This window comes from Vibrio sp. M60_M70 (genome assembly GCF_037162085.1).
GTDB classification, from domain to species: Bacteria; Pseudomonadota; Gammaproteobacteria; order Enterobacterales; family Vibrionaceae; genus Vibrio; species Vibrio diabolicus.
This window is the reverse complement of sequence record NZ_JARLUL010000002.1, coordinates 44,025-55,851: the sequence shown is the minus strand read 5'-3', so window position 1 is coordinate 55,851 and position 11,827 is coordinate 44,025. Positions and strand designations below refer to the sequence as shown.

The following is an 11,827-nucleotide window of genomic DNA, read 5'->3' as shown; positions in this document are numbered from 1 at the left end:
TGGCGATTCATCAAGTTAAGCGTAGGTTAGGCAACTCGCTTTATAAAGTTGATCAAGATTTATTGCTCTTTAATTGTGTGGAGAAAAGCTGAAGAGGTGGATGGTATTGGGTTAGCTACGATGAGGAGCGAGCTCAAACATTAAGGTGAAGGACATGCCTTTATCAGCGTTGAGCTGCGCACTGACTTTCCCATGCATATCTCGCATATTGTTGGTGGTGATGGAAAGCCCTAACCCTAGTCCTTCACCAATTTTTTTACTGGTTTGGAAAGGCTCGAACATGGTATCGAGTTGGTCTGAAGGTACCCCACACCCATTATCACTTACCACGACCTCGACATTATCGGAAGTGGGTGTAACGGCAATCATTAACTGTGGATCTTGGGTCTCTTTCATCGCATCTAATGCGTTGGAAATTAGGTTGCCGAGCACTTGTTGTAGGCGTTGCTCTTCGCCAATGATATTGGGTAAGTCGTTGGGAATGCGTACCCGAACATCTACCTTCGCGAGTTGAGATTGATAGACGCGTAGCGTCTCTTCTAAAGCGTTTGTCAGCGATATCTCGTGCAGTGTCTCTGGTTTATTGTAGGCAAACGTTTTTAGCTGACTGGTCATGCTTGCCATGCGGTCAATCAACTTTTGAATTAACTTGTTATTGGCTTTCATCATGTCTGTTTGTCCACGTTCTGCTAGCAACTCGTTGGTGGTTAAAAGGGTACGCAGGCCAGTCAATGGTTGGTTTAACTCGTGGGTAATCGCGCTCGACATTCTGCCCAATGCTGCCATTTTGCTTGATTCAATCAATTGCTCTTGGGCTTGTTTTAAAGCTTGAGTTCGCTCTTCCACCCTTTGAGCGAGCTCTTGGTTAATCAGCTGCAGCGATTGTTCCGCTTTTTTACGTTTGCTAATGTCGATTATGGTAGCAAGGAAATACTGCTCACCGTGCCATGGGAAGCTAGTGAGTGAAAAGAGTACAGGAAATACGCTGCCATCACTGCGTCGCGCCATGGTTTCTACAGCGCTAATCTCTGCTAGTTCCTTATGCTTTGGCAGATCTCTAAGCAAAGTGAGTGTGGTCGAATTTGAATTACCCGCATCAAATAACTCCCAGGCGAAGGTATGACGATTCACACTTTCAGGAAGACAAAAAAGGCGTTTTGCCATTGGGTTGAGGTCGAACAATAGACCTTGTTCATCAATCAACAACAAACCAACATGTGTTTTATTGATCATCTGTTTAAGTCGGCGTTGCGATTCTTCTAGTAAGGCTTGAATACGCTGCTGATTGAGATGTTTTTGTCGACGCTGTAAACCAATGATCACCAACAGGATAAGGAGCAGGAGGAGCGCTGCGATGCTCCATCCAATGACACTAATCGTTTGCTGAACAGGTTTGGTCGGAATAAGGTAACTGACAAACCAGTTTAAGTCGTCCAGCTTTACTGTGTGTGCAAAGTAGCGCTGCTGATTGAGAGTCCAGAAATGAATCACCGTATTGTCATACAGCGTTTGAGTTTCGACTTTGGCTTGGTTATTCGGTTCATTAAACCAGTCGGCGTTATAGTTTGTACTGCTGGAGAGGAAGAAGCGTTGATGGCGATTTTGTAGCGTGATGATGTCTTGGCTGGTGATGGTCTGCTCCGTTAGCAAACTCAGGTTGATTTGAACAACAACGATGCCCGCTATCTCCAAACCATCAAAAATTGGTGCAGAGAGGTAGTAAAGGGGACTAGAACCTTTTGTTTTATTCACCAGTGAGACGCCTTCTCCCTGACGTTGTATTTGTTCGACAATCGCACGGCGGTCAGAGCGGCTGAACCGTTCATCGATCAGACTCGATACCAACACTTCTCCCGAGGTTGAAAGTATCAACCAGCCCTCTGTATTCGCGGCTTTATCGAGCTGTGTCAGTTGTGCTTGAAGTGGCTCGTAGTAGTTTAAATTACCTCTCACAAACGAAATTGTTTCTGGGTTATTCGTGACGAGATAGGGAAGGTGATAGAAACGTTTTAATGCTCGGCGGACTTCACCAATGTAGTCGAGGAGTTTCTGTTGTGCTTCTTGTTGAGTTTGGACGCTCAGCCATTGATGGGCCACCTCTCGGCTAGCACCGTAGAAAAAGATCACCAGCGCACTGATCAATACGGCGGTTAGCCACATTTTCCCATTCTTAGTGCGCTGCATACGAGCTCCGTTTGGCTGAACATAGTTATCGTAGTTGATAGTGAAAGAGTGCGCTTAACTGATTGGATGTTAAAGAATTGTGATTAAGAAGTGGGATCTAGCTCCTTTTCTATAGCATGGTTTTTGCTAACTTTAGCAAAGACTTCTATCACCGATCAGGCAGTAACTCATGACTTTTGACGACATTCCGCGTATCGCCCTAATTGAAGATGATGACATCGTTCGTCAAGCAACAAGCCAATGGCTGCAATTGGCGGGGTTTGACGTCATAGCTTTTAGCTCGGGGGAGGAAGGCAAAACCGCCATTCTGAACCAAGAGTTTGATGCGATAGTTAGTGATGTTCGTTTGCCAGATACTGATGGAATTTCGATTTTAGAGAGCCTTATTGCGAACCACATTCCAACACCAATGATACTAATTACTGGTCATGGTGATGTGGATATGGCGGTGAATGCGCTACAAAACGGCGCGTTTGATTTTATTGAAAAACCTTTCCAGCCGGAGCGTTTGTCTCAACGTGTCACAGATGCGGTCGAGAGCCATCGCGCGCAAACATCGACGCTTCACCGCCAAGAGTATCTAGCTAGCGTGAGTGGTTTAGAAGAGGTGCTCATTGGTCAAAGTCGAGTGATGCAGCAATTACGCGAGCAAGTTGCGAAATTGGCGAAAATCGATACTAACGTGATCATTTACGGCGAAACAGGTTGTGGTAAAGAGCTGGTGGCGACCAGTTTACATAATGAAAGCCAAAGAAAACCTCATCACTTTGTGCCGATAAACTGTGGTGCGATTCCAGAACACCTTTTCGAGAGTGAGTTGTTTGGTCACGAAGCTGGGGCGTTCACTGGTGCAAACAAACGACGCATCGGCAAGTTGGAATACGCCGATAAAGGCACGTTGTTTTTTGACGAGATAGAAAGCATGCCGTTGTCGATGCAGGTGAAAGTGCTGCGTTCATTACAGGAACATACAGTTGAGCGCGTTGGAGGCAATCAACAGATCTTGGTTGATTTGAGAGTGATCGCCGCCGCGAAAGAAGATCTCAATGATCATGATGAGTTTCGTCAAGATTTGTATTATCGACTCAATGTGGCGCAGATCTATTTGCCACCATTACGTGAGCGAGAAGAAGATTCACTGATTTTGTTTGAGCACTTCACCTTGCAAACTAACCCTGAAACCCGACCATTGAGTGACGCCGACAGAAACGCTGTGCTTTCCTACGCTTGGCCTGGAAATGTTCGAGAGCTGCGAAACGTGGCTATGCGTTTTGCCTTGGATGAAACGGTATCTGTGATGGAAATTCTCTCTAGCCGTCCTTCGTCAACCACGGAGGAGACGCAAGTGGGTGTTCCACTGGTTATTCAATTACACAATTTTGAGCGCAAGGTGCTGCATGATTCATTGGTCAGGCATCACGGACGCATTAACGAGGTGATGCAGGAGTTGGATTTACCTCGTCGAACTTTGAATCAAAAGATGCAAAAGTTTGGTTTAAATCGCTCGGATTATACTTAACGCAATTTTTAAGCTGACTTACCGCTATGGGCGTCACAAATATGATTATGCGCTTTTCGAGGGAGTTGGGACAAACTTATAAGTTAGGCCTTTCCCTTCTCCAAACAAGGTGACTTGGTTTCTGCCCGTATGTTTAGAGCTATACAGCGCTTCGTCTGCTTCAGCAACGACCTCGTGAAGCGGTTGTCCCTCTGATAACTCACTGATTCCAAAGCTCATGGTGATCTCATTTTCGAATGACTGCAATGAGGCTTCAGTTTCCACCGCCAGGCGAATTTGCTCGGCAACAATTTTGGCGCGTTGTGCTTTTTCAAGTAAAACAATCATGAACTCATCACCACCAAATCGTACTGTGCAAGCTGACTCTGGGAGGTGTTTCTTAAAGATAGCGGCAATCGTAGCCATGACGGAATCTCCTACCGCATGGCCGTAGTGATCATTAATCGCTTTGAACTCGTCCATGTCGGTCATGATGATGCTTATTGATTGCTTCCGTTTGTGCGCTTGATTAACAAGGTTTGGAACAATTTCTTCCATCGCGCGACGATTATGAAGCCCTGTGAGGGCGTCTAAATGTGAGAGATCATTGATTGACTGTATCAAGCGGCCATTAATTAGCCACAACATGCTAAAGCTCATAGCGACAATCAGACAGATGCTAAGTAAAAACGTCATCTGGTGGATAAAACCTGCGGTCATAAAATTTGGCACTTCATTGGCGAAAGCGCTCCAAAGTGCTCTGAAGCCCATAAAAATACTGAAGCAAAAGAAGGAGCACGCCATCACTATGATTGGGAGTTTTTGGTCTTGCTTGGTGCCTTTCAGCATGGCGATCCCACTAAAAAACGTAACGATGCAGATATAAACACTTAAGTAAATGATACGGCTTTTAATTGAATGGTCATGGAAGGTGAAATAATAAAACGAACCGCTGAAAATGGGCGTTAAAAAAGCGAGTGAGTGGGCCAGTTTTAGAGGGAATTGACGAAAAATGCTCACGCTGTAAAGCGTAAGCAAGAAGCCGATTAATATGAGCGTATTAGCTATGACGATGGTAAGCCAATCTGGTGCGGAGCCTCTAAATCCCAGTAAAAAAGGCCCAAAGCCAATAAATAACAGCGAGAGAGAAAAAGTCTTTAAGCCTTTGATTTTTTTCTGTGTGTATTGGTAACAAAGTAGACTGATTGAGTAAATGCAAGAGAACAGAATAACGATAAAGTTGAGCGTTCTGATGTCTAAATACTGATTGTCCATAAGCGCTCCACATCAATCCATAGTTCAGGCAACTCCTTTGCCTGATATCAATAAGCGAACTACATATTAACTTACTTATTGAGTGATGTCTTATGTTAAACGGCTATTCATTTACCAGCTCGAATTGTTCGGTTTGGTTGGTTTTCGTCGTAAACAGCAGACCAACAATCATCATAAATACGCTAGGCATAATCCAGCTAGCAAAGTCATTGTACAGAGGCATGTAATTACCCATCCACTCATCGGTGGAATCTGGCATGTAACCTAGGATGTGCAGCGCATCAACACAACCAAACGTTAGAGCAGTGAATGCGGTCACAACCACCATGATTTGCGACATCTTGTTGCGCACCGGTGCCATGATCATCAACGCAATTGCTACTGGGTGAAGCGCCACAACCGCTGGCAATGTGATAGCTAATAGTTGCTCCAGACCTACGTTGGCGATCAAACCAGCCAATACCATGGTCGTGATCACGCAGCCTTTGTAGTTCACTTTGCTGAAAGTGTTGTCGTAAAACTCACTGCCTGCTGTGGTTACGCCGATAGCAGTAGTCAAACACGCCAATACCATCACGGCACCAAGTAATAGTGAACCAAATGCGCCGAAGTGGCTGAAGGTGAATGCCGTTAAGATGTCGCCACCATTGCTGAATTCAGAACCTAAGTATGAGCTTGTTGAGCCAATGTAAGCCAATGAGATGTAAACAAATGCCATGGCAACGGCGTACATCAAAGCTGCAATTAGCGTGTATTTTGCGGTGGCCTTCGGACAATCCACACCCATGCTGCGAATCGCTCGGAAGATGATCCAACCAAAACCGATAGAACCTAGCGCATCCATAGTCATGTAGCCTTGAGTCAAGCCTTCAGCAAATGCGCCAGATACATATGGTCCCGTTGCAGTAGTAAGCTCGCCGGCTGGGTAAACCAGAGCGGTTACAGACATGATCACTAAAATAGCCATCAATGCTGGGGTTAAGATCTTGCCTAGGTTGTCGACCAATTTGCCCGGGTATAGCGCAAACAAAATGGTGATAACACAGAAAGCAATTGTGAAAGGCACCAAAGCGGCATCACCAAACATTGGCGCAAAGCTGAATTGGTAAGCCACGGTAATTGCGCGCGGAATCACGAACGCAGGGCCAATCACGATAAATACCATCACCCAAAAACTGGTCGCCAAAGGTTTAGGTAGGGCGGCGGTTAATTTGTCTGAACCGTTTACGATAGCGACCATCACCAGTGCCATTGCAGGCAGACCTACGCCCGTTAAGAGGAAGCCAGACATCCCGCTCAGAAAGTTTTCACCTGCTTGATAACCCAAAAATGGAGGGAAGATCAGGTTACCCGCGCCTAAGTACATGGCGAAAGTCATGAAGCCCAAAGCGGCGATATTGCGTGCGCTTAACATTGTTATTCCTCTTATGTTTCGCTTGGAAGAAACTGAAAGGAATGGGAGGAGTATGTGGTGTTCCCGTCAGCTTCTTCTCAAGCTGACAGAAAGTTTAGATATAGCCTGTCAGCTCTGAATCAGTTTCAGAGAGAGCAGGAGGATCGCAGCAGCAACGCCAGATGGGCGTTTTAAAGCGAATTGTAATTGCGCAGTTGCTGACATGGATGATCCTTAATGACGAAAAAATACCAAGGAATACGTTTGCCTTGGTGTGTTGTTACCCTAACGAACATAGGGCTATTGGCACAACCCCGAAGTAGAAAATAAGTTGATACGGTTAATGTTTGTTTCTTAACTGGTGGATCGAACTGCTTTTTAAATTCAAAACTAGAATAAATGACTTTTCATTTCTGTAACATGGCTTGTTTTGCTGTTTTTTTTGTGCTATTTGTAGTCGTTTAGGCTATAAACCTCCGCTGATAAAGTGAGCAGTTTAGAATGATGCGCTTTTTCTTCTTATTGTTAAGATACTCATTAGTTGCAGTTCAATCCAAAATTGCATCGGCAAAATATTGCTTATTAGTGAATCGTGCATTTATTTTGTCTTGATCACATTTTATTAACCTTTTGCGATCTAGGCGTGCAACCTTCTTCTCTTCAATGAGCAAGATTTTGCTCATTACTTTGCTATCAAATCAGCATGATTTTGCTCATTTTTGATGTCTTTTAGCACTTAGTTCAATAAATACAAAGGGTTAAAAGTTGGCATTTCAATTGCTCCAGGGAATGTGTTGTTAATAAAGATTTAACATGATGTAAATCCCCAATCGTGAAACGACTACACGGAGAGTAATAATGAAAATGAATAAGCTGGTAAAAGCTTTGGCTGTCGCTGTGACTTCTTTTGGTATTGCTGCTAACGCTGCGGCAGAAGATCGTAGCTACATTCTTGCAACGGCATCGACAGGTGGTACTTACTACCCTGTGGGCGTAGCACTGGCGACTTTAAGCAAAGTGAAATTGGCACCAAAGCACCACTTCTCCCTTTCTGCAATCAGCTCTGCGGGCTCTGGTGAAAATGTCAAACTGCTGAACGAAAACGAAGCACAGTTCGCAATTCTACAAGGTCTTTACGGTGCATGGGCTTGGTCTGGCGAAGGTCCTTATGAGAAAAGCGGTCGCCAAGAGCAGCTGCGTTCAGTCTCTATGCTGTGGCAAAACGTTGAGCACTTTATTGTTCGCTCTGACTTAGCAAAAACTGGCACGGTGACAGATCTGAACAACCTAGACGGTAAAAAGTTCTCTATCGGTAAGAAGAATTCTGGTACTGAGAACTCGGGTCGCCAAATCATGAAAGGTCTGAAGGTAGACCCTGATAAATTCAACCTTGCTTACATGGGTTACGGCGGCAGTGCGAGCGCACTTCAAAACGGCACCATTGACGGTATGAACACGCCTGCAGGTGTACCTGTTGGTGCGGTCACTCAAGCTTTTGCTGCGCTGGGTAAAGACATTTCGATTCTTTCGTTTACTGACGAGCAAATCAAAAAGGCGAACGGCAACTACAACCTATGGACGAAGTACGAGATCCCAGCGAACACGTATCCGGGTCTAGATAAGCCGATCACCACCATTGCACAGCCAAACTTCTTGGCAGTTCGTGAAGATATCTCGGAAGAAGACGTTTACCAGCTAACCAAAGCGATCTACGAAAACCTGCCTTTCCTACAAGGCATCCACAAAGCAACAAAAGCAATGGCGATTGAGAAAGCGATTGCTGGCTTGCCAGTGCCTCTTCACCCAGGTGCGGCGCGTTACTACAAAGAAATGGGAATCGAAATCCCATCAGACCTAATGGCGAAATAACGCCAACTTCGCCCTGAGTTTCGGCTCGGGGCATTTTATCCCTACCGATATCTAAGATGGAAAAAGCCGCCAGAGCTTGGAGTATGAGATGAGCGACTCAATAGAAAAGGAATTGCAGAAATTTGAGCTGCCCACGCGCACAGATTTTCCGTGGGTAACCACCACAATCACAGTGTTTGGCGTGGTGTTGTCTGCTTTGCACATTTGGTTTAATACCTTATCGACGTTACCGGAGTTATGGATTTCCGCGACCCACTTTGCTGGTTTTGCGGTGATTTGTGCGCTTTGGTATCCGGCTCATATCTCTCTCAAGCAGAGTAAGGTTGCGCTCGGCATTGATGTGTTAATTGCTATGGGTGCGGTCGCGTGTTTGCTCTACATTCCGTATGCCGAAGATGCGCTGTATGAACGTGGCGTGAAGTTCGTGACCAGCGATTGGGTCTTTGCCATCATGGCAATTTTGATTGTTATTGAGCTGATCCGACGCACCATGGGCTGGTTTATTCCAGTGCTGATTCTGGTGTGTTTGAGTTACGTTGTGCTTTGGGGTAAGTGGGCAACAGGCATTTTCCATTTCCCGGGTTTGAGCATGGAAACTTTGCTCTACCGTAGCTTTTATTCTTCTGAGGGCATGTTTGGCTCTATTTCGCGCATCAGTTGGACATTCGTATTCATGTTCATTCTGTTTGGTGCGTTTCTTGTTCGCTCTGGTGTCGGTGATTACATCATCAATGTGGCACGTGCTGCGGCAGGCAAAATCATCGGCGGCCCCGGTTTTATTGCTGTGATTGGCTCCGGTTTGATGGGCTCAGTATCGGGCTCAAGTGTGGCAAATACGGTTTCAACCGGTGTTATCAGTATTCCTTTAATGCAAAAAGCAGGTTTCCCTTCGCGCTTTGCGGCGGGTGTTGAAGCTGCGGCGTCGACAGGTGGTCAGTTGATGCCACCAGTGATGGGGGCGGGTGCTTTCATCATGGCGTCTTACACGCAAATTCCTTATGTCGATATCATCGCGGTTTCTTTCATTCCTGCTCTTATCTATTTCTTGTCTGTGGCGTTCTTTGTGCGTATCGAAGCCAAACGCAGCGGCGTTCAAAAAATCACGACCAGCGATGAATCTCTATTAAAAGTGTTGTTCAGCGGTTGGCACAACCTTATCCCGCTGGCGGTATTGGTTACTTTGTTGGTTCAAGGCTTTACGCCAACTTACGCTGCGGGCTTGTCGATCATCTCAGTGGTGGTGGCGTCTTGGTTCTCGAAAGATCACAAGATGGGACCAAAAGCGATCATCGAAGCACTTTCGCAAGGCGCGAAAAACATGGCGACAACTGCCGTATTGCTGGTGGGTATTGGTCTGGTGATCAACGTGATCAGCACTACGGGTATCGGCAACACGTTCTCACTGATGATCGACGGTTGGGCGAATGGCGACTTGTTCATCATGATCGTTCTGATTGCGCTCGCTTCTCTTGTTTTGGGTATGGGTTTACCTGTAACAGCGGCGTATATTGTATTGGGAACACTGTCTGCCCCTGCGCTTTACAAGTTGATTGCAGAAAACCAATTGCTTGAATTGATGGTATCGGGTCAATTGCCTGAACAAGCAAAAGCCATCTTTATGTTGGCGGCGCCAGAAAAGTTGGAGCTGCTTAATGCACCAATGGCGTTGGAAACCGCGAAAGAAATGGTGGCGCTAGTACCTGCGGACTTTATGGAAACCCTACTAGAGCAAAGTTTGGGTATGGAAGCGGTAGGCTTGGCATTGCTGGCTGCTCACCTCATCATCTTCTGGTTATCGCAAGACAGTAACGTAACGCCTCCAGTGTGTTTGACCGCATTTGCAGCAGCAACCATCGCGAAAACACCGCCAATGCGTACTGGTTTGATGGCATGGAAAATCGCCAAAGGTTTGTATCTTGTGCCGCTACTTATTGCTTACACAGGCTTAGTCAGTTGGGATGTAACGTCGGTAATTACCGTGGGCTTTTTTGCCATCATAGGTACCTATGCATTGATTGGTGCGATTGAAGGTTACTTAGAAGGCCCTCTAAACATTCTTACGCGTCTCTTGTTGGTAGTGGTGGGTACATTGCTGGTTTGGCACGACATACCAATGTTGGTTCGTGTGGCAAGCTGCGCGGTATTTGTCGCGGTGTTCATTTACAGTGGTCGCAAGTTCAAATTGCAACAATCTCAACTATCGGTTTTATAAGAGGTCGTATGAAATCAGTCTATGACTACATCATTGTTGGTGGCGGTATCGTTGGTGTGTCGACGGCATGGCAACTGCAGCAGCGTCACCCAGACAAATCCATTTTATTGGTTGAGAAAGAGTCCGGTTTTGCCAAGCACCAAACCGGACACAATAGCGGCGTGATTCATGCTGGGGTGTACTACGCACCGGGCAGCTTAAAAGCCGATTTTTGTAAGCGTGGGGTAGAGCGAACCATTTCGTTCTGTGCTGAGCACGATATTCCGGTGGAGAACTGTGGCAAGTTACTGGTTGCGACCAATGAGCAAGAAGTCGAACGCATGAATGCCCTCTATGAGCGCTGCCATGTCAACGGCATCGACGTAAAGCTACTCGATGAAGTTCAACTCAAGCTGGCTGAGCCAAACATCACGGGATTGGGCGCGATTTATGTCAAAACCACCAGTATTGTCGATTATCGTTTAGTCACTGAGCAGATGGCGGAAGAGTTCAAAACGCTTGGCGGGCAAATTAGCTTGAGAACCAAAGTGGTGGCTGCCGAAGAGAAGGATGAGGAAGTCCAACTGACCTGCATTTCAGACGGGCAAACCATGCAGCTCAATGCTAAGTTCTTGGTCACTTGCAGCGGCTTGATGGCGGATCGTATGACTAAGATGATGGGTATTCCAACCGATTTTCAGATCATCCCTTATCGCGGCGAATACTACCGTTTGGATAGTAAGCACGACCAAGTGGTGAATCATCTTATTTATCCAATTCCAGACCCTGATTTGCCATTCTTGGGCGTCCACCTAACTCGCATGATTGATGGCAGTGTGACTGTTGGTCCAAATGCGGTGCAAGGCTGGAAGCGAGAAGGGTACAACAAGGTTAATTTCAGCTTGCAAGATACCATGCAAATGCTCAGTTTCTCCGGTTTCTGGAAGGTGACACAAAAGCATCTAAAAACCGGACTGGATGAGTTTAAGAACTCGTGGTGGAAGCCGGGCTATCTGAAATTGGTCAACAAATATTGCCCAAGCATCAAGGTAGAAGATCTCAAACCATATCCTGCGGGTATTCGCGCACAAGCAGTGTTATCCGATGGCACTTTGGTTCATGACTTCTTGTTTGCCGAGAGCGCAAGAAGCCTACACGTTTGCAATGCCCCTCTCCCGCAGCGACATCGGCAATGCCTATTGGAGAGTACATTTGCGATAAAGTGAATGAGAAGATAGAAGCGAAAGCCGAGTTGGTTTAACAGTAAAAAGCCATATTAAAATATATGAGCGAAAAGAATGCTTTTCTAGAATATTGACTGGTATGTCATTTGCCGCACAATAATGTAATTAGTATGTAAGAAATGGTTTTAAAGTGTCGTAATACAATGTCAACTTCAAATTTTATAGGTGATTTT

Annotated in this window: 6 protein-coding genes and 1 pseudogene; 4 read left to right on the top strand and 3 right to left on the bottom strand. The window is 45.8% G+C overall.

The genetic code is table 11. From position 1 onward, the window contains the following. Positions 1 to 111: 111 nt before the first annotated feature. Positions 112 to 2,184, bottom strand: a complete 2,073-nt coding sequence (locus P4S59_RS16020) for a sensor histidine kinase (RefSeq protein WP_337168673.1) — start codon at positions 2,182 to 2,184, stop codon at positions 112 to 114. Positions 2,185 to 2,353: 169 nt separating this feature from the next. Between P4S59_RS16020 and P4S59_RS16015 the strand changes: the two genes are divergently transcribed. Beyond that, the gene (locus P4S59_RS16015) at positions 2,354 to 3,703 is read left to right on the top strand and encodes a sigma-54-dependent transcriptional regulator (protein ID WP_337168672.1); all 1,350 of its coding nucleotides are present in this window, start codon (positions 2,354 to 2,356) and stop codon (positions 3,701 to 3,703) included. A 45-nt stretch (positions 3,704 to 3,748) separates the two neighbouring features. On the opposite strand, the gene P4S59_RS16010 is transcribed toward P4S59_RS16015, so the two are convergent. Then, positions 3,749 to 4,957, bottom strand: coding sequence for a diguanylate cyclase (locus tag P4S59_RS16010; RefSeq protein ID WP_337168671.1), 1,209 nt, complete (start codon positions 4,955 to 4,957; stop codon positions 3,749 to 3,751). A gap of 103 nt (positions 4,958 to 5,060) precedes the next feature. Further along, on the bottom strand, positions 5,061 to 6,371 hold the full coding sequence (gene brnQ, locus P4S59_RS16005; RefSeq protein WP_337168670.1) for a branched-chain amino acid transport system II carrier protein: 1,311 nt from the start codon (positions 6,369 to 6,371) through the stop codon (positions 5,061 to 5,063). Between the two features lie 837 nt (positions 6,372 to 7,208). On the opposite strand from brnQ, the gene P4S59_RS16000 reads away from it, so the two are divergent. The 3 genes and pseudogenes from P4S59_RS16000 (at position 7,209) to lhgO (ending at position 11,671) form a co-directional block, all read left to right on the top strand. Beyond that, positions 7,209 to 8,219, top strand: coding sequence for a TAXI family TRAP transporter solute-binding subunit (locus P4S59_RS16000; protein WP_134645369.1), 1,011 nt, complete (start codon positions 7,209 to 7,211; stop codon positions 8,217 to 8,219). Positions 8,220 to 8,307: 88 nt separating this feature from the next. Continuing rightward, positions 8,308 to 10,431 (top strand): TRAP transporter permease, encoded by a 2,124-nt coding sequence (locus P4S59_RS15995; protein WP_337168669.1) that lies wholly within the window; start codon positions 8,308 to 8,310, stop codon positions 10,429 to 10,431. A gap of 8 nt (positions 10,432 to 10,439) precedes the next feature. Beyond that, positions 10,440 to 11,671: pseudogene (gene lhgO / locus P4S59_RS15990) on the top strand (L-2-hydroxyglutarate oxidase). Positions 11,672 to 11,827 lie beyond the last annotated feature (156 nt).